Below are 22,830 nucleotides of genomic sequence, written 5' to 3' on the forward strand. Positions count from 1 at the left end.
AAGCAGTGGGAAACACTATGTGATTAGGCGTTTTGTCCTTCCGTGGCCTTCAGGTTTTTATCCCTGTGCCGCGGCGACTGGTAATACTTTACGCAGGTTCAAACAGGGGCGCAACTCGAAAAAGAGCTAAAACCTTGCCCTAAGAAAGCAAAAAGGGTGACCGGGGTCAAGGTGCGCGTTCTTTTTAGCATTAAAAGTCCTGGTCAGAGCGTTTGAGTGAAGCAGGTCTATGGCTTAAATCTATGACCCAGCACATATAAATTTCTTTTAAAAATACTCTAAAAAGGGTTTTTAAGGCAGAAAAACGCCCCAAAACCCTCCGCAAACACATTCTGCAAAGAATTCTGGGGCGTTATCTACCTAGAGAGCGAAAACTGAAGTTCTCTAGGCAGCGCGCCGACGGGATACCTCGTAGAGAGAGATACCCACAGCCATAGAAGCATTGAGGGATTCCATAGCTGAGCTAATCGGGATGGATACAATCTGATCGCACTTCTCGGTCACCAAACGTGAAAGCCCCTTACCCTCAGAACCCACCACAATCATCAGGGGTTCTGACGCCAGCTCAAGGTTAGGAAGATCGACATCGCCGCCGCCATCCAGACCCACTACGAAGACACCAGCGTCCTTTGCCTGCTCAATGACACGCACCAGGTTGGTCGCCTTTGCAACGGGAATACGAGCCGCGGCACCCGAAGAAGTCTTCCAGGCTGAAGCGGTCATAGCCGCACTGCGACGCTCAGGGATAATGACACCATTACCAGCAAAAGCAGACACGCTACGGATAATCGCACCCAGGTTGCGCGGATCGGTAATACCGTCCAGAGCAACAAATAGAGGAGGGGTATCCATCTTCTTGTCGTACCAGCGGTCCATAGTATCTAGTACCATGTTGCCCGCATCGGGGTACTTATACGGAGGGATCTGCAGTGCCACGCCCTGGTGCACCGAGTTATCGGTGAGACGATCCAGCTCGCCTCGACCAATTTCAAGGATAGGGAGACCCTGTTTATTAGCCTCGGTCAAAATTTCACGCACGCGGTCATCAACCTCAATACGGGACATCACAAAGAGGGTCTTAGCCGGGATGCCGGTCTGCAAAGCCTCAAGCACAGAGTTACGGCCGGTAGCCAGCTCATCAGAGGCGCGCTTGCCACCCAGTCGGGGTGAACGTGAGCGCACGGTGTTGGTCACCTGACGATTCTCAGCAGCACGCTTCATCTTGTGCGCCTTGTGGTAGACACGGTCCTCTGCCTTGGGAGTGCTCCCGCGACCCTCTAGAGCCTTGCGTCCGTGACCGCCGGTGCCCTTAGAAGGGCCCTTCTTCTTGGTGGTTGCGCCGGGGCGTGAGCCAGCCTTAGCCATAGTATTCCTTTGTTTGAAAGATTCTTGCTTGCCTACTAGCTTACCGACAGCACTGCATCTTTGGGACGAGAGCTAGGGCACGGCAGGTTGCGGACGCTAACCGAGTGACCAGGTGGAACCGCTGGTCCCATCCTTGATCGTCAAGCCTGCGGCAGCAAGGGCATCACGAATTTCATCGGCCTTCGCCCAATCCTTGGCGGCACGCGCCTCGGTTCGCTGGGCCAGCATAGTCTGAATGAGAGAGTCCAGAGCGGCATGTTCCCCACCAGTATCTGCCGACCCGCCAAAGTTCATGAGTTCCACCAGACCCAGCACTTTTGCCATGGCGTATACCTCTGAGGCTTCGGTTTCAGCGCTACCGCCTGCTACCAGCGCAGCGTTACCGGCCTTGACCTTCTCATGCAGGACGGCGAGCGCTTGGGGGATACCCAGATCATCATCCATCGCTTCAGCAAAAGCTGCAGGGACGACGGAGCTAGCGCTGTGATAGCTCTGAGTCTTTGCCAGGAAAGCCTCAATACGTTCTACTGCAACACGGGCTTCATCAAGGGAGGTGGCGCGGTAGTCCAGGACCGAGCGGTAGTGCGCCTGGCCCAGGTAGTAGCGCACCGCTAGGGGGCGGGCTGCAGCCAGCATGTCTTCGGGGGAAACTGTGTTACCAATGGACTTGGACATTTTTTCGCCCTCATAGGTGACCAAGCCGTTGTGCATCCAAAAGTTGGCAAACCCGTAGCCGGCTGCCTGGGACTGTGCCATCTCATTCTCGTGATGGGGGAAGCGCAGGTCCAGACCTCCACCGTGAATATCGAAGGTTTCGCCCAGGTACTTACCCGCCATGGCGGAGCACTCTAGGTGCCAGCCGGGGCGCCCCTTTCCCCAGGGAGAAACCCACGATGCGGTTTCCGGCTCGCCCTGCTTGTAGCCCTTCCACAGGGCGAAGTCACGGGGATCACGCTTACCGCGGGGGTCGGCGTCGGGGGCGTCCTGCATATCATCAATGCTCTGGTGCGTCAGCGAACCATACTGCGGCCAGGAGCGCACATCGAAGTAGACATCGCCGGAGTCATCGAGGGCAGGGTAAGCATAGCCGCGGTCGATAAGACGCTGAATAAGGGCGAACATCTCCGGGATGTGGCCGGTTGCACGCGGCTCATAGGTGGGAGGTGCAATATTGAGGGCGGCATAAGCCTGCCCAAAAATCTTTTCGAAACGGTAGGCCAGCGCCCACCACTCTTCGCGGGGGTGGTCTCCGGTGTAGCTATCCTCGCAAGAGGATGCGGAGTTCACCAGAATTTTGTCATCGATGTCGGTGACATTACGAACGGTGGTGACTTTCAGCCCGCGGTAGGACAGCCAACGAGCTAACTGGTCAAAGACCAGGCCGGAGCGGATATGCCCGATATGAGGTGCACCCTGCACGGTGGCACCGCAGTAGTAGATGCCCGCCTCGCCCGGGTGAACCGGCTGAAAGTCGCGGATGGTGGAAGTTGCTGAATCGTAAAAACGTATAGTCACATACCCCAGTTTACCGACTGGTACCCGGCTGCAGGTAGCTGAAGGTCATAAGGTGCAAGAGGTGAGCTATGACGAGGGGGTCTTCTGCGCCTCATATAGGCATGTGGCTTTAGTTTTCATCGTCTGCCTCAAGACAGTGATGTCAGTGTCTGGGTGGGTAGGCAGAATCGAGTCATGAGCGTAGAAGGCGCACAGAACCTTGCCGAGCACCTTCAGGGAGAATATGCATGAATTTACAAGAGTATGGGCACACAGCTACCTTCTCGATGGCTTCCCCGGCCGCTCTGAGGGGGACTATTGTAGCCAGTAAGCCCCTGAAGCTTAGTGGGCGCTATCATCCTGCGCATAAACCAGAGCCACGGCGGTAGCCGCCACGCCCTCCCCTCTGCCAGTTAGCCCCAACCCGTCGGTGGTGGTAGCCGTAATGGTGACCGGGGCACCCGCAGCCTCAGAGAGGACGCGGTTAGCCTCCTCCCGCCGAGGGGAAAACTTGGGCCGGTTACCAATCAGCTGCACAGCAATATTGCCAATATCAAAACCGGCAGCTCGTACAAGCTCCGCTGCCTCCGAAAGAATACGCACACCGGAAGCGCCTGCCATATCAGGCCGGTCCACACCAAAATTAGACCCTAAATCCCCCAGACCTGCAGCGGAGAAAAGCGCATCAGCAGCAGCATGAGCTACCACGTCGCCATCCGAGTGGCCAGATAAGCCAAGTTGACCCGGCCAGTGAAGACCGGCGACCCACAACTCGGTACCCTCCTGACCAAAAGCGTGAACATCGGTACCTGTTCCAATGCGGGGAATCATGCAGTCTCCTTATCTACGCCACCGTGCAATGCTTGTGCAAGGGCAAAATCGAGCGGGGTTGTAATTTTGAAAGATTCGCTAGCTCCAGCTACCGTTGCCACCGGTATCTGAAGTGTTTCTGCCAGCATGGCATCATCGGTGATGCTCTCAGCTATGGACGGTGGCAGACCCCCCACTTGACGGTGAGCCTCTAGCAGGGTGGGAAGGTCAAACCCCTGCGGAGTTTGCACCGCCCGCAGAGCAGTACGGGCGGGAGTCCCGGTGACATAGCCCCGGTCATCTACAGTCTTAATCGTATCCACCACCGGTACTACCGGGATAACAGCCCGCTTTCCCTCAGCAAGGGCGCTGGCTACCCGATGAAAAACCTGGGCCGGAGTGAAGCAACGAGCAGCGTCATGCACCAGGACGCCGGTGGGTAGCGCGTCACTAAAGCCAGGCTGGGACTGAGCACTTGAAAGCGCTGTGAGTGCGGCGGTGACCGACTCTGCGCGGGTAGCTCCACCCTCAACCGCTAGGGCACCAAATTTCTGGCAGACCAGCCTCAAGTCCCTGTCCCCCGGTGGGACGGTGACAACGATGCGGGCCGCTACTCCAGCAGACCCAGCACCCTCAAGTGCCCATTCCAACAGCGTCTTACCCGCTACCTTCACCGCGGCCTTGGGCACCGCGGCGCCTAGCCTGGACCCAGAACCGGCTGCCACAATAACAAGAGCGAGCACCGAACCGTTAGATACGGTTTCGGTGCTCGCTGCATCAAAAAAATTCTCGCTCACAGTCAGTGAGCATACCCGATTTAGACCGCTTCGAGGATCTTATCGAGCTCTACCTCAGCGGCGGACTCTTCGATGTCCTTCGCCAGGGCTACCTCAGAGGAAAGAATCTGACGTGCTTTAGCCAGCATGCGCTTCTCACCAGCAGACAGACCACGATCATTCTCTCGCCGCCACAAATCGCGTACGACCTCAGCTACCTTCAAAACATCACCGGACGCCAGTTTCTCAACGTTAGCCTTGTACCGGCGCGACCAGTTGGATGCTTCTTCAGTATCGGTTGCCTGCAGAACTTCAATGACCTCCTGAAGGCCTCGCTCATCAACGACATCGCGCACGCCGACCATATCAACATTCTCTGCGGGAACCTCAATCACCAGGTCGCCATTAGCAACCTTGAGTTTCAGGTACATCTTTTCTTCGCCACGGATTTTGCGCATCTTAATCTCTTCGATTGTTGCAGCTCCGTGGTGAGGGTAAACGACGGTCTCGCCAACCTCAAAAACCATATGGATAAACCCCTTTCAGCCTATCTAGTCTATCATGAGAGGTTTATCGTGTAGTTTAAAGATTAATATTGACCACACGTGTGCATTCTTTTAGTACCTCACGGCTCTGATACAGACGTTCCGTCGGCAAACCAGATAGAATGTGACCCAACGACACAAAACTGTGCATACACACTTTTCCCGCCGAGCGCGGGAAGCCTTCGAACCTATACAAGGAGTACAAGCCGTGAAGTTTGCAGCTTCTAAGACCCTTAAACGAGCAGGTGCCTCTGTTCTGGTCGCTTCATTCATGCTGACAGCAACCGGTTGCGGCTACATTTACGAGCAGCCCACCACCATCATTTACTCAGCATCAGATGGCCAGATGGCTAACCTGGGTAATGAAGACGTTCAGTTGCGTAACATCATGGTGATTTCCTCTGGCGAAGCAGAAGAAGGCCGCCTCCTGGGCACCATTCTGAACCAGACCGATGAGAACGCCACCGTCACCCTCGCCTTCCCCACTGAAACCGTCACCGTTGATGTTGAGGCAAACAGCGAAGTTCGCTTGGAAGACGAGGATCAGGCGACCACCCTGGCCGAGACCGGCGCTAATCCCGGTATGACCCTGATGGATGTTGAAGTTTCTTCCAACGTCACTGATGAGTCCACTACTTTCAATGTGCCGGTACTGGACGGCTCACACGATGAGTATGCCCCCTACCTGCCCAATGCAGCATCAGCTAGCGCCTCAGCTTCAGAAGAAGCAGACCGCTAAGCAAGCACATACAACTAAGCCCCTCGGTGCTACATCGAGGGGCTTAGTTTTTTAATGGCCCTAGAAGGTGGCGGGCTTAGGGCTCAAACTTATAGCCCAGGCCGCGCACCGTAACTACATAACGCGGGGATGAGGGGTCAGGCTCGACCTTCGAACGCAGACGCTTAATATGGACGTCAAGGGTCTTGGTATCCCCTACATAATCAGCCCCCCACACCCGGTCAATCAGCTGAGAACGGGTCATGACACGACCCGCGTTGCGCAGGAGCATTTCAAGGAGCTCAAACTCCTTGAGGGGCATCGAGATAGGTTCCCCCGTAACAGTAACCACGTGCCGCTCAATATCCATACGCACCGGGCCACCTTCAAGAGCGCCCGAGTCCTGCTCCTCAACCTCACCCTGGCGACGCAATACCGCACGCACACGAGCGATCAGCTCACGCGAGGAATAGGGCTTGGTGACATAGTCATCGGCGCCCAGCTCAAGGCCCAACACCTTATCAATCTCTGAATCCTTCGCCGTCAGCATGATGATGGGTACCGCGCTACTTGACCGAATCTGCTTACAGACCTCCATCCCAGACTGGCCCGGCAACATCACATCCAGCAGCACCAAATCAGCACCATTACGTTCAAACTCAGTAACAGCGTCCAGCCCGTTATCTACGACCTGAACATCGAAGCCCTCCCGTCCCAGCAAAAAGGCAAGGGGATCACTCAGCGACTCTTCGTCTTCAACCACTAAAATTCGGGTCACGTCTTCTGCGTCCTTATAGTTTTCGCTGAAAATCCAGCGTTATCTTATTTACTTATCTTGTACTATCTGGGAGAGCGCACCAGTTTCGGTGCTCTCTCCCAGCAAATCTTGTTCACTGACCTCATCAACCAAAGGCAGGGCAATGGTGAAGGTTGACCCCTCACCCTGCTTTGACCAGAGGGTAACCTCACCACCGTGCTGACCCACGATATGTTTAACGATGCTCAACCCCAAGCCGGTCCCACCGGTCTGGCGTGAGCGGGCAGGGTCTACACGGTAAAAACGTTCAAAAATTCGATCTTGCTCGTCTTCGGGGATGCCTGGGCCTTCATCCTTCACTGAAATTCTAACAGTGCCCTCTTTCACACTCACCCCGATGCCCACCTTCGTATTCTCAGGGGAGTAACGGATAGCGTTTTCAATTAAGTTACGCAGAGCGGTGCCCAACAGCTCAGGATCACCGTGCACGGGCCGTAGACATCTACCGCCCACCAGCAAATCGATATTTTTGCCTTCTGCCGTTAGCCGGTTGCGGTCCACCGCATCGGCAACCATTTGGCTGATATCAACCAGGGTAGAAGTCAGCACCACGTCAGCAGACTGCAGACGGGATAGCTCAATAACATCCTGCACCAGGGCAGCCAGGCGCTGGGATTCCTTCTTGAGCTTACTAGAGAAATAGAGCACTGATTCCGGGTCATCGACCGAAGTTTCGATAGCTTCGGCCATCAAGCCAATAGCACCTACCGGTGTCTTCAACTCATGGGAAACGTTAGCGACGAAGTCAGTACGTACGGTTTGGGCGCGGGTAATCTCAGTGCGGTCATCAGCCAAGACCAAAATGTACTCATCACCTACCGGTGCAACTCTCAGATCAATGACCAAACGGTTTTCCTCATAAAAACCGCGGGTCAGCACAATCTCCTTCTCAGCGATAGCACCCTTGGTGCGAACCTGATCGATTAGCTCCAGCATCTCCTCCGCAACCACCGTGTGGCCCCTTACCAGGCCCAAGGCATAGGCGCCCGGAGAAGCCTGCACCACGCCGTCCACAGCGTCCACCACCACGTAGGCCCTGCCAATCACAGCAAGTACTTCAGCAGCACCGTCACTCACGGTAGGTTCCTCAACATCAGCCCACCGAGCCCGTTGCCGCTCGCTACGCTGCACAGCAAGGATGCTGACAGCGCCCACCACCAGGCCCAGAAGAGCCGCGCATAAAATGCTTACGATAAAGTTCACATCTATCAGCTTAGGGTGCGCCGTCATCTTTTAAGCACGAAAACCACCAATAATCCCGTGGGTTCAACTAACGTTTACCCACGTATAGAGTTTCGTTCACATGAACCTGAGACCCTAAAGGGTAAGCATCGGCCGCGCGCCGCTGCACACCGCTAATGTACCCGTGTGGAAAGGACGCGCTCTTGCGTAAAGTCTTCCAAGCTGAACTCCAGCATGTGGGCGAAGAGCTCATTCAAATCGCAACCCTCGTCAAAGAAGCTCTAGAACGTGCTTCCAACGCCTTCTTAGAAACTGATATCCAAGAAGCCGAAGAAGTTATTTCCAACGATGCTCGCATTGACTTCATGCAAAATGAGCTGGACGAACGCTCCATCGACATTCTGGCTCTGCAGGGGCCCGTTGCTTCTGACCTTCGCATGATTGTAGGCGCTCTGCGCATGAGCTCCTCCCTAGAACGCATGGGTGACCTTGCACGCCACGTAGCCCAGGTAGCGCGCATGCGCTACCCTGCCCCCGTGCTTCCCGATTCCATCACCCCCATTTTCACTGAAATCATTGAACTGGATAAAAAAATCATCGATAGCGTGATTGCTCTACTCGAAACCCGCGAGCTCTCCCACGCCCAAGATATTGCCAAGCACAAGGTACGTATCAACGAACTACACGTAGAGGTCTTCAACCGCATGGCAGCCGACGACTGGGACCACCCCGCACAAACAACAGTGGACGTCACTCTCGCTTCCCGTTACCTAGAGCGCTTCGGCGACCACGGGGTTTCAGTAGCTCGCAAGGTGACCTACCTGGTCACCGGTGACTGGAACGCGGTTCCCCAAAGCCTGTAGAACCCGGCAAGAGCTTCTGCCCAGAAAATATAAAAGCCGGACGCCGGCACCCCAGTGGGTGCCGGCGTCCGGCTTTAAGGTCTAGCCTAGGTGAAAGATTTACTTCTTACCCTGGTTAGCTACAGCCTTGATGGCGTCCTTAGCTGCCTCGGGGTCCAGGTATTCGCCGGGGCCAACAGGCGTGAAGTTATCATCCAGCTCGTAGTAGAGGGGGATACCGGTGGGAATGTTCAGATCGGCGATGTCCTCATCTGAAATACCCTCAAGGTTCTTGACCAAGGCACGCAGGGAGTTACCGTGCGCAGCGACCAGAACGGTCTTGCCAGCCTTCAGATCTTCCTTAATGTCTGATTCCCAGTAAGGGAGCATACGCTCGAGGACGTCTTTGAGGCACTCGGTGCGAGGAGCGTTTTCAATGTCAGCGTAACGGGGATCGTTAGCCTGCGAGAACTCATCATTATCATCAAGAACGGGAGGAGCGATGTCGTAGGAACGACGCCAGGTCATGAACTGCTCTTCACCGTAGGTCTCTAGGGTCTGAGTCTTGTCCTTGCCCTGGAGCGCACCGTAGTGACGCTCGTTCAGGCGCCAGTTGCGCTTGACGGGAATCCAGTGACGGTCAGCCGCGTCAAGAGCCAGGTTAGCGGTGTTGATAGCGCGACGCTGCAGAGAGGTGTGAACGATATCGGGAAGGATATCGCGCTCCTTCATCAGCTCACCACCACGAGTAGCCTCAGCACGACCCTTTTCGGTCAGTGCCACATCTACCCACCCGGTGAAGAGGTTCTTTTCGTTCCATTCTGATTGCCCGTGACGGAGCAGTACCAATTTGTAAGTCATAGCACCATTATCCCACTTAAACCCTGCAAATAAAAGGTAAACCCACACAGATTCACGAAAACCGCTCGTGGTACGGGCAGTTCATCATGAACTGTGTGGGTTCAAAGCACAGACTCGCAGACCGCTACCTACGCCGGCAGGGGTGCAGAGGTCTTAGCGGCGACGCACCGAAACGACCGGGCGGACATCCGCCAGGAAGACTCCTACGGCAGTTGCCGCAATGAGCTGTATGAAGAGGGAGCCACCAACGAACTGTGAAGCCTGCACCGCCATGAGAACCAAGAAAACTGCGGAGGCCCCGGTAACACCCATCCAGAAACCCTTAGTACGTTTAAAAGCACTCTGGTAGGCATACCCGCTAGCACGAGCAGCCTCAATGAAAGCAAAAATTGCGACGGCAGCCAAAGCCACAGCCAGTATCAACTGAACATAATACTGTGTAAAGATTACGAGTTCGTAGGGGCGCATAGTGCCTTTTCCTTAGTCGGTCAGAAGGGTCAGCGCCTGGTCAAGGTCAGCGTAAAGATCATCGGCATTCTCAATACCCACCGATAGACGCAAAAGCGATTCAGGGATGCTGACCGGCTCGGACCCGTGACGGCGGCGGCGCTCAATCAGTGATTCTACGCCACCTAAGGACGTTGCGGGAGTCCAGAGATGCAGGCGGTTCATCACCTCTTCGGTCTGGGCTACATCAGCCTTGAGCACCACGCAGAGGATAGCGCCGAAGCCGTCCATCTGCGCCTTGGCGCGTTCGTGGTAGCGGTCAGTGGGAAGACCTGGGTAACGGACCTCTTCAACAGCGGGGTGCTGGCTCAGACGCTCAGCGAGAACCTGGGCGTTCTGAACTGATTTCTTCATACGCAGGGCCAAAGTGCGTACGCCTCTCAACCCCAAAAAGGCTTCAAAGGGGCCGGGAATAGCGCCGTTGAGTGAGCGGTGCTCCAGCATAACGGCGCGGATTTCGGGGCGGTTGGTGACGGCCAGGCCCAGTACTACATCTGAATGCCCCGCAATGAACTTGGTGGCCGAGTGCACCACAATGTCAGCGCCCAACTGCAGGGGGCGCTGCAGCAGCGGAGTAGCAAAGGTGTTATCAACAGCAGTGACCACACCAAGGCGCTGGGCTGCCTCAATGAGAGCGGGAAGATCAGCGACCTCCAGCATGGGGTTGGTGGGGCTTTCCAACCAGAGCAGCACCTGAGGCGCTGCGTAATCAATGTTCTGTGCGGTCACCCCGCGAGCCGCAGCCGCAGCTTCTATCGCCTCAATAGCTCCCTGCGTATCGTCCACGTCAATGCGGATCACCTCGGTGATACCCCGGCGTTCAAGCTTCTTAGCGATAGAAATAGAAGCCATGTAGGCATGCTTGGGAATCAAGATAGCGGAGCCAACTGGCACGAGATCTTCAACAGCGGCGACCGCTGCCATACCCGAAGCAAAAAGTAGACCGGGCAGAGAGGCACCCTCAAGATCAGCGATAACCTCTTCGAGCCCATTCCAGGAGGGGTTATCAAACCGCGCGTATACCTTGTCGTTGATCGTATCGACGGTGCCAGCGCCACGGAAGGTGGAGGTCATCATAATCGGAGTGTTGACCGGGGCATCGTGCTCATGGGCAGGGCGGCCGGCAGAGACGGCCAGAGTTTCAGGGGATAGCTTCTGTTCAGTCATGAACACTAGCCTACGCCCACCGGGCTCATCCGTAGACACAAAAGTTCAATTGCTAAGACTCGGGCAACTGTGACGATCGCTGGGCCTTGGTAGGCTTATACCCGTGAGACACGCGCTAAACTACACTCCAGAAATTGACGCCACTGTCGGGCAGAATACCGGTAGCGGCTTTTTCATTGCCTTTGAAGGTGGTGACGGGTCGGGCAAGACCACTCAGATCAAACTGCTGGCCCAGGCACTGACCGACCGCGGCTTTAATGTGCTGGTGACCCGTGAGCCAGGAGGCACCGACATCGGGGAAAAACTGCGCGCTCTAGTGCTGGAACACGGACAGGGGGAAGTGGACCCTCATACCGAAGCGCTCATCTTCGCAGCCTCCCGAGCTGCCCATGCCCACCAGAAAATTCGCCCAGCCCTTGCAGAGGGCAAAGTGGTGCTTTGCGACCGCTATATCGACTCGTCAGCTGCCTACCAGGGTGCCGGGCGCGGTCTGGGCGTCGAGAACATTGTCGACCTGAGTCTCTGGGCCACGTCCAATCTTCTGCCCCACACCACCGTGCTACTGGACGTTCCTCTAGGGGAAGGGCGCGAGCGTGCCGGTGCCCGCGGCCAGGCTGATCGCATGGAATCAGCAGATGATAGTTTCTACGCGGCCCTGCACGAAACCTTCCGCGCCCGCGCCGCGGCTGCCCCCGCACGCTACGCGGTGATTGACGGGGCACAGTCTGTTCAGGAAGTACACCGGGACGTCTTAGCAGCAGCCTTGAAGGTGCTCTCATGAGCGTCTGGGATACCCTCATCGGCCAGCCCGATGCGCTGACCGCCCTGCAGCGGGCGTCCGCCGATGAACGCCCCACCCACGCCTGGCTCTTTACCGGCCCACCCGGTGCCGGGCGGGAGACCGCAGCCCTTGCCTTTGCAGCTGCACTGCTCTGCGAGCGCGAACTCGGCCAGCGCGGCTGTGGCGCCTGCCGTTCCTGCCAGACCGTGCTGAGTGGGTCCCACGCGGATTTTGTGCATTTCAGAACCGAAAAAACGCAGATCACTATCGACGAGGCTCGTGATTTTGTGGTGCGGGCGCAAGATCGCCCGGCAGTGGGGCGCTGGCGCGTCATGCTGATTGAGGATGCGGACCGCATGCCTGAACGCACCTCGAACGTGCTGCTCAAAGCGATTGAAGAGCCGCCGCCACATACTATTTGGCTGTTGACTGCGCCCTCCCCTGCCGATGTGCTGGTGACAATCAGATCACGCTGCCGCCCGGTGAACCTAAAGGTACCCACCACTGATGCTGTTACTGCTGCTCTGGTCTCAGGTGGGCACGCGCCGGAGGCCGCTGAACTGGCGGCCCGTATGTCTCAGGGCAATCTTGAGGTAGCTCGCAGGCTGGCCGAGGATGAAGATGCGCGTAAGCGCCGCAGTAGGGTGGTGCGTCTACCGATCTCCCTGCCTACCGTGGCTGCTGCGATGGAAGCAGCCGACGAACTGATTTCCATTGCCGAAGCTGAAGCTGAAGCAGATGCTAGCGCCCGTAATGACACGGAGCGAGCTGCACTGCTGATGTCCTTAGGCTACGAGGACGGTGAGCGGCTCTCGCCCACTCACCGCTCGCAGCTACGTCAGCTAGAAGAGGACCAGAAACGTCGCGCCAAGCGCATACAAACTGATACCCTGGACCGTTTCCTGGCTGATATTCAGACCGTGTTGAGGGATGTGCTGACCCTACAGCTGCGCACCGATTCAGAGCTCATCAACGCTCACCTGGGCCAGGGGCTCTACGATTATGCAGCAGCTGAATCTGCCGAACGCACCCTTGCCCACCTGGATGCTGTTGCCGCCACCCGGCGCCGTCTGCAGAGCAATGCCAGCCCCCGCCTAGCTTTTGAGGCGATGATGACGGGGTTTGTTAGGTAGGCACAGCCTCGTGGTGGTCTTCAGGTGAAGGATGCACTGGTTGTTGGAGCCGTGGAAGGCCAGAGACATAGACGGGGTGGCGGACGCCTGGCCCGTCTGTGAAACTGAAAGACTGGTAGCTAGCCAGGTAGCCGGCTGATAGCTTAAGCGGGTTACGTAGATAACCGCAGGTCCGCTTAACCACATCGCAGATTTTCGGGTTAACGTCGCCGCCCTGAGGAGAGGTAAAACCGTCTGCCGTTAACACAAACTCTCCTTCAAAAACGCACTCATAACAGGCATCAATGGGAGTATTGGTTCCCAGGTAACCCACCCGGTCAAAGGCATAATCAAGATAGCTTCCAGCGTCTGTGGGTTATTTCTTCTCAAAAATTGATTGCATCACACCGGTGTTTTCAGAGAACTGACGGCAAACCCTATGATGGAAGGATGCCTCAAACAAGCCCCTCATCCCTGGCCCATCTGACGCCACTGCAGCAGCTACGAGCTGGCAAGCTGGCCCTGCGCCTACCCATGCTCGTTATCGGACTGATCGGCTTTGGTGCGTCCTGCGCTCTTCTCATCAAGGCAGGGTTGGGCGCCCTGGGCTGGGATGTGCTCACTCTAGGCATCATGGAACTCACCGGAGCTTCCTACGGGTTGATTACCATCATCACTTCTTTTGTGGTGCTGCTCTTTTGGATTCCTCTCAAAGAGATGCCGGGGCTAGGCACCCTGGCTAACGCCGTGCTGGTGGGTCTTTCAGCAGATGTTGCTATGGGCTTTATTCCCGACCCCTCTCATACATTGCTACAGTGGGCCTACCTGCTGGTGGGTATCCTGCTCTTCTCTTTCTTTGATGCCCTCTACCTGGGTGCGCAGTTTGGCTCCGGCCCGCGCGATGGTCTCATGACCGGCCTGGTGCGGGTGACCGGACGCCCGGTCTGGCTCGTGCGTTCAGTGCTAGAGGTCAGCGTAGTGCTTGCCGGTATCGCGATGGGCGGCCAGTTCGGTATCGGCACTCTACTCATTGCCTTCACCATCGGTCCGCTCATCGGCTGGTTCCTCCCCAAGGTGACAGTGCGCCTGACGCCCAGAACCCGGAACTGACGGAGATAACGGCGACTAGCCACATTAAAACTGCGGCCCCCTATCAGCTGATAGGGGGCCGCAGTTTTAATCAAGAGGTCTAGTTACGGAAGCCATGCACCGGTGAGGGAATGCGGCCGCCGCGGGCGGCAAAGAGCTCAGCCGATTCGGGGTGGGTAGGCATGACGGGGGCGCGACCCAGCAGGCCACCGAACTCCACCATGTCACCGATTTCCAGCCCGATAGCAGGAATGACGCGCACTGCGGTGGTCTTGTGGTTCATGACGCCAATTGCCGCCTCGTCGGCAATCATGGCTGCGATGGTGGACGCCGGGGTGTCACCGGGAATAGCCACCATATCCAAACCCACTGAGCAAATAGCGGTCATGGCCTCTAGCTTATCCAAGGTAATCTTGCCGGCGGCAGCGGCTTCAATCATGCCGATATCCTCAGAGATCGGGATGAAGGAGCCAGATAGGCCACCTACGTGCGAGCAGGCCATGAGCCCGCCCTTCTTAACCGCGTCGTTGAGCAAAGCAAGGGCGGCAACGGTGCCGTGGGTACCCACCGATTCCAGACCCATTTCTTCCAGCACGTGCGCCACAGAATCGCCCACCTCAGCGGTGGGTGCCAAGGACAGATCGACAATGCCAAATTCAACACCCAGGCGTTCAGCCGCCAGGGTGCCTACCAGCTGACCCATGCGGGTAATCTTGAAGGCTGCTTTCTTGATAACCTCAGCGCAGACGTCAAAGGATTCACCGCGAGCGCTTTCCAGTGCTCGCTTAATAACGCCGGGGCCAGAGACGCCCACAGAGACCACTGTGTCTGCCTCTTGGACGCCGTGGAAGGCACCTGCCATAAAGGGGTTATCTGAAACAGCGTTGGCGAAGACCACCAGCTTGGAGCAACCAAAGCCGTGAGCCTCCGCTGAACCTTCAGCGGTTTCACGGACGATTTCGCCCATGGTACGCACCGCCGTCATGTTGATGCCGGCGCGAGATGAGCCGATATTGACGGAGGCACAGACCACATCGGTCTCGTTGAGCGCGCGCGGAATGGAGCACATCAGCTTCTCATCGGCAGGGGTGGCACCCTTATCAACCAGAGCGGTGAAACCGCCGATGAAGTTAACCCCTACAGCCTTAGCGGCGGCGTCTAGGGTCTTAGCGAACTCTACGTAGTCTTCATCTTGGCTGGCACCGGCAACCAGAGCGATAGGGGTTACCGAAATGCGCTTGTTGATGATGGGGATGCCCAGCTCAGCTTCGATGCCCTCGGCTACCTCAACCAGGCGAGCAGCGCGGGAGGTGATTTTGTCGTAGATTTTTTGGCGGGCGACGGCGCCATTTGAGTCAGCGCAGTCCAGCAGGGAAATACCCATAGTGACCGTGCGGATATCGAGGCGGTCCTCGTCAATCATCTGCAGGGTCTCAAGAACGGAGCTTGAACGATCGGAAAACATGGTGCTCCTAGAGGGTATGCATGGCCTGGAAAATGGCATCGGACTGGATGCGAATCTGCACCTGCTGCTGCTCTTCTACCGGCTTCATAGCTTCTTGTAGCTCGGTGATGGACTGCTGGTTTTCATCAAAGCTGCCCTGCAGGATCATGGTGAAATAGCCCTGCATCAGAGTCTGGGAGAGGTTTTCGATATTAACCTTGCGCTCGGCGAGCTTGCCGGTGACGCCTGCGATGATGCCTTCATGGTCGAGGCCGGTGACAGTCAGGATGATTTTCATACTGGTCCTTGATAGCGCTGGGCACGATAGTTACGTGCGAGATACACCCCTATCTTAGTTGATATCAGAGGGGGTCTAGCGCTGGGCAGCTATATAGAGTTCGCCCTGCCCTGCAACACTCAGCTGGGCAGAATCACCCACGTACATGACTGACTGGGTGCCGGTGAGTGTAAAGGTCTTGGTCTCATCACGCACCACCACGGTGCCGGCTGTGCAGAGAGTCGCAGCAACGCCTTCCAGGGGAAGGGCAAGCTCTTCGCCCTCTGTGACGCTCAGGCGGGTGACGCTTAAGCGCTCATCCCACATGGTGTAGGTTGTCAGGGCACCCGCGGCAGGACGCTGAATGGTAGGGATGTTCTGGCGCTCGCCCAAAACGGTGATAAGTTCTTCTTCATCAACGTGCTTGCTGGTCAAGCCCGCTCGCATCACGTTATCGGAGGGGTACATCAGCTCAATAGCGGTACCCGAAACATAGGCGTGCACCTGACCATCAGGAGTGAAGACAGCATCGCCGGGTTTCAGGTGCAGCAGGTTCATCACCAAAGCCAACAGCAGACCGCGATCCCCCGGGTACTTAGCGTCCACCAGGGCAACCAGTTCAACCGCACCGGCAATTGCAGAGTTCTGCTCCTGCACATCCCGATGCTTTTTAGCCCATTTCTTGGCAGCTTTGACGGTCTTAGCGGTCGCTGTGCTAGCGGCGTCCTGAGGAATACGCACAATCGCAACCAGCAAATCACGGGGAGTCTTTGCCTGGGCCAGGACGCCGTTGAGCCAGTCCAGCTTGAGGGTGGTAGCAAAGCCACGTAACTCAGCGAAGTCCCGCACGCCGGTGAGAATGCGCATGGGGGTCAGCGCGATAAGGGTCTCTGGTTTAGAGAACTGGTCCTTGTAATTGCGGGTAGGGTCATCCAGGGCAACTCCACGCGCCTCTTCTTCCCGGTACCCGCGAGCAGCCTGCTGCGCAGTGGGGTGAACCTGAATCGATAGGGGCGATTCAATGGCAAGAATTTTGAACAGAAAAGGGAAAGTATCGTTCTCTCGCCTCGGGTTAAGGAACCGGTCGGGGTTCTGCGCCACCAGCGTGTCCAACGGCTGAGTCCCGCCGTCCACGTGGGCCAGGGAGGGTGCAGACGAGTGAGCGCCCACCCACAGTTCAGCCTCAGGTGCTTCAGTGGGTACGGGCACACCACGCATGAGCCCCAGCGTTTCACGCGAGCCCCACGCATAATTCTGAATCGGATTATCAAGAGAAAATAATTCACCCATACTCACTATGAAACCATGGACCCCTTGTCGCCGACAGCTATGCAGGGTTCACCCCTGGGTGTTTATCGCCATAAATCACAGCAGAATTAGCCTTAATCTAAGCCGTAGAACCTGGCCAGACTACTAGACTAGCCCTGTGAATACTATTGATTTAACTGCATCTTTTAAGGCTTACGATGTTCGCGGTATTGTGGGGGAAACCATCACCGCAGATACCGTTCGCGCCACCGGCGCTGCCTTCGTCGACGTGCTTGAACTGGCGGGCCAGAACGTTTTGGTCGGTGCCGATATGCGCCCCTCCGGCAGCGAATTCATGGAAGCATTCGCTGAAGGGGCCGCTGCCCGCGGCGCAAACGTCATCAACATCGGTCTGATTTCTACCGATGAGCTCTACTACGCCTGCGGTGTAGAGAACGCAGCCGGTGTCACCTTCACCGCCTCGCACAACCCCGCCGAGTACAACGGCATGAAAATGTCCAAGGCCGGTGCGGTGCCCATCTCCTCAGAATCCGGCCTCTTCGAGGTACGCGACCTGGCACAGAAATACCTGAACGAGGGCACCATACCCACCGTTGAAACCCCAGGAACGGTCAGCGAAAAGGACGTGCTGAAGGGCTACTCCGAATACCTGCGCAACCTGGTGGACCTCTCGGGCATCCGCCCCCTCAAGGTTGTAGTGGACGCCGGTAACGGCATGGGCGGCATGACCACCCCCGCCGTCCTGGGCGATACTATCCTGCCCGGTCTGCCCCTGGATATCGTTCCCCTCTACTTCGAGCTAGACGGTTCTTTCCCCAACCACCCTGCTAACCCTCTGGAGCCTGCCAACCTGGTAGATCTACAGAAGGCAGTGGTTGAGCACGGCGCTGATATCGGTCTTGCTTTTGACGGCGACGCCGACCGCTGCTTCGTCATCGACGAAAAGGGTGAACCTGTCACCCCCTCAGCAATTACCGCACTGGTTGCAGAGCGTGAAATCGCCCGCGCCCAGGCAGAAGGCAACGCAGAGCCAGTCATCATCTACAACCTGATTACCTCAAAGGCTGTACCCGAGTTGGTTGAGGCTGAGGGCGGCAAGGCCATCAAGACCCGTGTAGGCCACTCCTTCATCAAAGCTGTCATGGCAAAAGAAAATGGCGTCTTCGGCGGCGAGCACTCAGCCCACTACTATTTCAAGGACTTCTTCAACGCTGACACCGGCATGCTAGCTGCTATGCACGTGCTGGCAGCACTGGGCACCTCCAAGAAGGCGCTCTCAGAGATTGGTGCGAAGTACTCCCCCTATGTCCCCTCCGGTGAGATTAACTCAGAGCTTGAGGATAAGGCCGGCGCCATTGCCCGCGTTGCCGACCACTACGGCGACACCGTGGACATCAATACCATGGATGGCACCACCTTCGAGCACAAGACCGAAGGTTGGTGGGCTAACCTGCGCCCCTCTAACACCGAGCCCTTCCTGCGCCTCAACCTTGAAGCGCCGGACCAGGCGACCATGGAGCGTGTCCGCGATGAGATTCTTGCCATCGTTCGCGAAAGCTAACCAAAGATAAGAAGAAGCGGTGGGCACGTTTTACGTGCCCACCGCTTCTTCGTTTAAAGAGGTGCTCTATATTAATGCCAGACTAACCGCGTGCCTGGTCGTGCAGCATCCACTGGTCAGGGCCGAAGATTTCGTACTGGATGTTGGTACCGGGAACACCAGCCTCAATGAGCTGGGAGCGCACACCCTGCATGAAAGGCAGCGGGCCACAGAGGTAGGCTGAAGCGTGAGCAGGGACGCCCAGCTTGCTGATGTCTACGCGGCCTTCGAAATTACCTTCGCCGCCTGCTTCAACGAAGGAAACCAGCTGGGCGTTCTCGATGAGATTGACGTACTCGGTCATCTCATCGCGCAGAGGCCAGGTGGTGAAAGAGCGGTCAGCGTGGACCACAATGACTTCACGCTTGGAGCCGGTAGCTGCCAGCTCTGAAAGGAAAGCGATCATGGGGGTCACGCCAATACCTGCTGAGAAGAGGTAGAGGGGCTGATCTTCTGAATCGCCGAAAGCACCCAGGGTCACATCACCGTAGGGATTAGAGAGTTCGAGGAGGTCGCCGACCTTCTTCTCGTGCAGAATCTGAGTCATCTCGCCCTTGATGTCCAGCTTGATAGCAACACGGCGCTGGTTCTTCTCAGAGGGCAGCAAGGTGAACTGGCGGGGCTGACGCAGACCGTCCTTAGCCTTGGTGATGATAGAGACGTACTGGCCGGCAACAGCGTCGGTCATGGCAATAGCGTTGGCGGGCTCAAGGGTCAGAACAACCACGTTCTCACCGGTCTCTTCGCGGCGCACAATAGCGAAGGGGGCGAACATGGCGTTGTTGGCCTGAACAGCGTAAAGCCCCTTTTCGAGCTTGATGAGGGCATCTGCCATGAGCCAGTAAACCTCGGTCCAGGCTTCAGCTATTTCGGGGGTCAGAATATCGCCCAGGTTAGCTGCGATTGCCTCGAAAAGGTACTTGTAAACGGTGGGGTATTCTTCTTGACGCAGGCCAAGAGCAGCGTGCTTGTGGGCGACGCGGGAGAGCACCTCATCGGGGTACCTGCCGGGGTGAGCCAGGATGTAGGAGGCAAAGACGGCGATAGAGCCTGCCAGTGCCTTGGGCTGAGTGCCCTCTAGCTGAGATGAGCGCGAGAACATGCCGTCCATGAGGTCAGGGCGGGCGGTGAACATGCGCTGGTAAAAATCGGGGGTGATGTCGTTAATGCGCTCCGCAATAACGGGCAGGGTGGCCTCGATGACGGGGCGGGACTTCTCGGACAGCATATCCGTCTCCTTAATAACTGAGTGTTTTTTAACCCCTCTTAATTTAGCATACTAAATACGAAATAAAGGAGAAAAAGAAACTGCTGACACCCGGTTGTGTCAGCAGTTATGTTTTCTTCCATCAGCACTAGGCGGCTGAGGGCAAACGTCTTGCTCCACCAAGAGGCCCCAACCCCAACTCCACAAAGACAGGCCCCATTTGCTTCTCGTTGGGCAGCTGAGAAATGACCACAGGGTCTAGTAACTTAAAGAACTCCTCACGAGCCTGAGCAAGAACGCCCCTCAGGGAGCAGGCATGGCGCATAGGGCAGTCAGTAGACCCGCCCTCACACTCCACCATAGCCACATCGCCCTCGGTAGCACGCAGTACCTGACCGACAGTTGCCACCCGACCGGCGTCCGATAAGAGAACCCCGCCGGTGCGTCCACGGGTTGATTCAAGGAGGCCCATATTCACCAAGAAAGCTACCGACTTAGCCACGTGGTTATAGGGGGTACCCACACCCTCAGCAATAGTCTGAGTGGAGACTTTCTGCCCGTCAAGACCAGAAAGAAGCATAAGGATGCGCAATGAGACGTCTGAAAAAGCGGTGAGTCGCATTGCGTAGCTCCTAGTGATAGCCGGGACGATCCTTAATATCGAGATTATTTATTAGTTCGGAAATAACGAACAAGAACCTCTAAGGATGGTAACTGTTATAGTTTTGTACTCCTTAAGTTCCAGCACAAGAGAAAAAATGATTTTGGAATGAACTTCACAGGAAGCCTGTGATAGCGAACACCAAAGAGGGGCTCTTGCTTAATATGAACAAGAGCCCCTCTTACAGGTCTGGTTTAGGACGCCAGGTTCTCAGCTAGTGCGTCACGCTGGGCATGCATCTCAGCAGGTAGCTTATTGCCTAGGGCGGTCAGCCATTCGTCCATGCCTGGCAGCTCCTGCGCCCACTCGTCCTTATTGACAGCCAGAGCAGCCTGCAACTCAGCCTCGGTGATATCAAGACCGGTGACATCCAGGTCACCAGGCCCGGGGACGACACCCAGGAAGGTTTCTTCACCGCCAGCAGTTCCCTCCAGTCGGTCAAAGATCCACTTAACCACGCGGGAGTTCTCACCAAAACCGGGCCACGCAAAGCCACCGTCAGGGGTGCGACGGAACCAGTTGACGTAGTAAATCTTGGGCATGTTTTCTTCACCGTGCTTCTTGCCCAGATCAATCCAGTGCTGGATGTAATCACCGGCGTTGTAGCCAATGAAGGGCAACATCGCCATGGGGTCGCGACGCACCACACCTACAGCGCCCTTAGCGGCAGCAGTGGTCTCTGATGAAAGCGTGACACCGCGGAAGACACCCTGCCCCCAGCTACTTGCCTCGGTCACCAGGGGCACAGTGGTCTTGCGACGACCTCCGAAGATGATGGCAGACAGGGGCACGCCATCCGGAGCGTAGTACTCTTCAGCCAGCATGTCAGCCTGGGCAATGGGGGTGCAGAAGCGAGAGTTGGGGTGGGCAGCGGGACGGCCGGATTCCGGCGTCCAGTCATTACCCTGCCAGTCGATCAGGTGCTCGGGCACCTCATCGGTCTTACCTTCCCACCACACTGAATTGTCATCGGTGAGCGCAACGTTAGTAAAGATGGTGTTGCCCTTGGCGACAGCGCGCATAGCATTGGGGTTAGTGGACCAGCCGGTCCCGGGAGCAACACCAAAAAGACCTGCTTCAGGGTTAACCACAAAGGGCTTACCGTCACGGAATTCGATCCAGGCGATATCATCGCCCACCATCTCGGTCTTCCAGCCCTCAACAGTGGGGTCCATCATGGCAAAGTTAGTTTTGCCGCAGGCTGAAGGGAAGGCAGCGGACATGAACTTACTCTTACCCTCTGGGTTAGTCACCTTGAGAACCAACATGTGCTCAGCCATCCAGCCCTCATCACGGCCAATCGCTGAGGCGATACGCAGGGCGTAGCACTTCTTACCCAGCAGGGCGTTACCGCCGTAGCCCGAACCGAAGGACCAGATTTCACGACTCTCGGGGAACTGCACAATGTACTTCTCGGGGTTGCAGGGCCAGGGGACATCCTGCTGACCGGCTTCCAGAGGAGCACCCACTGAGTGCAGTGCTTTCACAAAGAAAGCGTTGGTGGCGGTCATCTTATCCAAGACCTCGGTGCCAATGGTCGCCATGATGCGCATGGAGCAGACCACGTAAGCTGAGTCGGTAATTTCAACACCGAACTTGGGGTTGGTAGCGTCCACCGAGCCCATGACAAAGGGGATAACGTACATGGTTCGGCCGCGCATGGAACCGGTGAAGAGACCGGTCAGAGTCTGCTTCATTTCCTGAGGATCGCGCCAGTTATTGGTGGGGCCGGCGCCCTCTTCGGTCTCTGAGCAGATAAAGGTGCGCTCCTCAACGCGAGCAACATCATCGGGATCAGAAAACGCTACATATGAGTTAGGGAATTCGTGGTCGCTCAGCTTACGGAAGGTACCAGCCTCAACCAGTTCCCCCGCCAAACGGTCGTATTCCTGCTGCGTTCCGTCGGCCCAGTAGATGCGGTCAGGCTGAGTCATCTGTGCAATATCAGCAACCCACTGCAGCAACTCTGCATGCGTGGTGGGTGCCTGGGCGGATACGTTTTCAATTGAAAAGTCGGTCATCTGACGCTTCCCCTTTAGGTTTGTTCAACCGGCACTCCACTGTGCCGAACGACGTGCACCTGCTTCTCCTCTTCGCCTAAGGCCGTAGTCAAACAGGCAAAAATAGAAAACGCGCCACCCATGGATATGAATGAACGCGTCGTGCAAGCGGTGCACACATCACTTCATCGTGTGTAACCAGCGTACCCAGATTGATTGTTTTTTTCTGCATCTGACAAAATATTTCGACGCCTAACGCTCAAGCACGTGGTGCAGGCAACAGAAAACTGCTGGCCCAGTCCCCTC

The 22,830-nt window shown here is 56.6% G+C and carries 23 protein-coding genes; 6 read left to right on the forward strand and 17 right to left on the reverse strand.

Features of this window, described 5'->3' with window-relative positions:
- Positions 1–384 precede the first annotated feature (384 nt).
- The 5 genes from rlmB to M3668_RS07255 all read right to left on the reverse strand — a co-directional run bounded on the left by rlmB (position 385) and on the right by M3668_RS07255 (position 4,972).
- Positions 385–1,365 carry a 23S rRNA (guanosine(2251)-2'-O)-methyltransferase RlmB gene (rlmB, locus tag M3668_RS07235; RefSeq protein WP_251380177.1) on the reverse strand — a complete coding sequence of 327 codons (981 nt, stop codon included), beginning with the start codon at positions 1,363–1,365 and terminating at the stop codon, positions 385–387.
- 96 nt (positions 1,366–1,461) lie between these two features.
- Entirely contained in the window at positions 1,462–2,880 is a 1,419-nt protein-coding gene (gene cysS, locus M3668_RS07240; RefSeq protein ID WP_251380179.1) for a cysteine--tRNA ligase, read from the reverse strand.
- A 321-nt stretch (positions 2,881–3,201) separates the two neighbouring features.
- Entirely contained in the window at positions 3,202–3,690 is a 489-nt protein-coding gene (gene ispF, locus M3668_RS07245; RefSeq protein ID WP_251380180.1) for a 2-C-methyl-D-erythritol 2,4-cyclodiphosphate synthase, read from the reverse strand.
- Complete coding sequence (gene ispD, locus M3668_RS07250) at positions 3,687–4,466, reverse strand: 2-C-methyl-D-erythritol 4-phosphate cytidylyltransferase (RefSeq protein WP_251380182.1); 780 nt, start codon at positions 4,464–4,466, stop codon at positions 3,687–3,689. Before ispD ends, ispF begins: the two co-directional genes overlap by 4 nt.
- Positions 4,467–4,486: 20 nt before the next feature.
- Positions 4,487–4,972, reverse strand: a complete 486-nt coding sequence (locus M3668_RS07255) for a CarD family transcriptional regulator (RefSeq protein ID WP_251380183.1) — start codon at positions 4,970–4,972, stop codon at positions 4,487–4,489.
- A gap of 226 nt (positions 4,973–5,198) precedes the next feature.
- Between M3668_RS07255 and M3668_RS07260 the strand changes: the two genes are divergently transcribed.
- The gene (locus tag M3668_RS07260; protein ID WP_251380184.1) at positions 5,199–5,729 is read left to right on the forward strand and encodes a hypothetical protein; all 531 of its coding nucleotides are present in this window, start codon (positions 5,199–5,201) and stop codon (positions 5,727–5,729) included.
- A gap of 76 nt (positions 5,730–5,805) precedes the next feature.
- On the opposite strand, the gene M3668_RS07265 is transcribed toward M3668_RS07260, so the two are convergent.
- Both M3668_RS07265 and M3668_RS07270 read right to left on the reverse strand, forming a co-directional pair.
- Positions 5,806–6,486 carry a winged helix-turn-helix domain-containing protein gene (locus M3668_RS07265; protein WP_251380186.1) on the reverse strand — a complete coding sequence of 227 codons (681 nt, stop codon included), beginning with the start codon at positions 6,484–6,486 and terminating at the stop codon, positions 5,806–5,808.
- 48 nt (positions 6,487–6,534) lie between these two features.
- Positions 6,535–7,728 (reverse strand): sensor histidine kinase, encoded by a 1,194-nt coding sequence (locus tag M3668_RS07270; protein ID WP_251380187.1) that lies wholly within the window; start codon positions 7,726–7,728, stop codon positions 6,535–6,537.
- 182 nt (positions 7,729–7,910) lie between these two features.
- On the opposite strand from M3668_RS07270, the gene phoU reads away from it, so the two are divergent.
- Positions 7,911–8,570, forward strand: coding sequence for a phosphate signaling complex protein PhoU (gene phoU, locus M3668_RS07275; protein WP_251380188.1), 660 nt, complete (start codon positions 7,911–7,913; stop codon positions 8,568–8,570).
- Positions 8,571–8,669: 99 nt separating this feature from the next.
- Here the strand turns inward: phoU and M3668_RS07280 are convergent, their stop codons facing one another.
- From M3668_RS07280 to M3668_RS07290, 3 genes are all read right to left on the reverse strand, one after another.
- Positions 8,670–9,410, reverse strand: a complete 741-nt coding sequence (locus M3668_RS07280; RefSeq protein WP_251380190.1) for a phosphoglyceromutase — start codon at positions 9,408–9,410, stop codon at positions 8,670–8,672.
- 153 nt (positions 9,411–9,563) lie between these two features.
- Entirely contained in the window at positions 9,564–9,878 is a 315-nt protein-coding gene (locus tag M3668_RS07285; RefSeq protein WP_251380191.1) for a DUF2516 family protein, read from the reverse strand.
- Between the two features lie 12 nt (positions 9,879–9,890).
- Positions 9,891–11,084, reverse strand: a complete 1,194-nt coding sequence (locus M3668_RS07290; RefSeq protein ID WP_251380192.1) for a trans-sulfuration enzyme family protein — start codon at positions 11,082–11,084, stop codon at positions 9,891–9,893.
- Positions 11,085–11,187: 103 nt separating this feature from the next.
- Here M3668_RS07290 and tmk point away from each other — a divergent pair, with 103 nt between their 5' ends.
- Together tmk and M3668_RS07300 are read left to right on the forward strand one after the other, a co-directional pair.
- Complete coding sequence (gene tmk / locus M3668_RS07295) at positions 11,188–11,865, forward strand: dTMP kinase (RefSeq protein WP_251380193.1); 678 nt, start codon at positions 11,188–11,190, stop codon at positions 11,863–11,865.
- Complete coding sequence (locus M3668_RS07300) at positions 11,862–12,998, forward strand: DNA polymerase III subunit delta' (RefSeq protein ID WP_251380194.1); 1,137 nt, start codon at positions 11,862–11,864, stop codon at positions 12,996–12,998. The genes tmk and M3668_RS07300 overlap by 4 nt, the downstream gene beginning before the upstream one ends.
- Here M3668_RS07300 and nrdD read toward each other — a convergent pair.
- Positions 12,991–13,311 carry an anaerobic ribonucleoside-triphosphate reductase gene (gene nrdD / locus M3668_RS07305; protein WP_251380195.1) on the reverse strand — a complete coding sequence of 107 codons (321 nt, stop codon included), beginning with the start codon at positions 13,309–13,311 and terminating at the stop codon, positions 12,991–12,993. The two genes, M3668_RS07300 and nrdD, sit on opposite strands and share 8 nt — an antisense overlap.
- Before the next feature lie 116 nt (positions 13,312–13,427).
- Between nrdD and yczE the strand changes: the two genes are divergently transcribed.
- On the forward strand, positions 13,428–14,087 hold the full coding sequence (gene yczE / locus M3668_RS07310) for a membrane protein YczE (RefSeq protein ID WP_251380196.1): 660 nt from the start codon (positions 13,428–13,430) through the stop codon (positions 14,085–14,087).
- A gap of 79 nt (positions 14,088–14,166) precedes the next feature.
- Here the strand turns inward: yczE and M3668_RS07315 are convergent, their stop codons facing one another.
- From M3668_RS07315 to manA, 3 genes are all read right to left on the reverse strand, one after another.
- A complete protein-coding gene (locus M3668_RS07315; RefSeq protein WP_251380197.1) occupies positions 14,167–15,531 on the reverse strand; it encodes a PFL family protein in 1,365 nt (454 codons plus the stop codon).
- Between the two features lie 7 nt (positions 15,532–15,538).
- Complete coding sequence (locus tag M3668_RS07320; RefSeq protein WP_237203361.1) at positions 15,539–15,808, reverse strand: ACT domain-containing protein; 270 nt, start codon at positions 15,806–15,808, stop codon at positions 15,539–15,541.
- A gap of 75 nt (positions 15,809–15,883) precedes the next feature.
- A complete protein-coding gene (gene manA, locus M3668_RS07325) occupies positions 15,884–17,077 on the reverse strand; it encodes a mannose-6-phosphate isomerase, class I (RefSeq protein WP_251380198.1) in 1,194 nt (397 codons plus the stop codon).
- 136 nt (positions 17,078–17,213) lie between these two features.
- Between manA and M3668_RS07330 the strand changes: the two genes are divergently transcribed.
- Positions 17,214–18,617: a phosphomannomutase/phosphoglucomutase gene (locus M3668_RS07330; RefSeq protein ID WP_251380200.1), complete on the forward strand. Its 1,404-nt coding sequence runs from the start codon at positions 17,214–17,216 to the stop codon at positions 18,615–18,617.
- A gap of 82 nt (positions 18,618–18,699) precedes the next feature.
- On the opposite strand, the gene M3668_RS07335 is transcribed toward M3668_RS07330, so the two are convergent.
- From M3668_RS07335 to M3668_RS07345, 3 genes are all read right to left on the reverse strand, one after another.
- Entirely contained in the window at positions 18,700–19,884 is a 1,185-nt protein-coding gene (locus M3668_RS07335; RefSeq protein ID WP_251380202.1) for a globin domain-containing protein, read from the reverse strand.
- Positions 19,885–20,011: 127 nt separating this feature from the next.
- On the reverse strand, positions 20,012–20,485 hold the full coding sequence (locus M3668_RS07340; RefSeq protein ID WP_251380203.1) for an RrF2 family transcriptional regulator: 474 nt from the start codon (positions 20,483–20,485) through the stop codon (positions 20,012–20,014).
- A gap of 233 nt (positions 20,486–20,718) precedes the next feature.
- Positions 20,719–22,545, reverse strand: coding sequence for a phosphoenolpyruvate carboxykinase (GTP) (locus tag M3668_RS07345; protein ID WP_251380204.1), 1,827 nt, complete (start codon positions 22,543–22,545; stop codon positions 20,719–20,721).
- Positions 22,546–22,830 lie beyond the last annotated feature (285 nt).

The sequence above is a fragment of the Rothia sp. P100 genome (genome assembly GCF_023712425.1).
Classification (GTDB): domain Bacteria; phylum Actinomycetota; class Actinomycetes; order Actinomycetales; family Micrococcaceae; genus Rothia; species Rothia endophytica.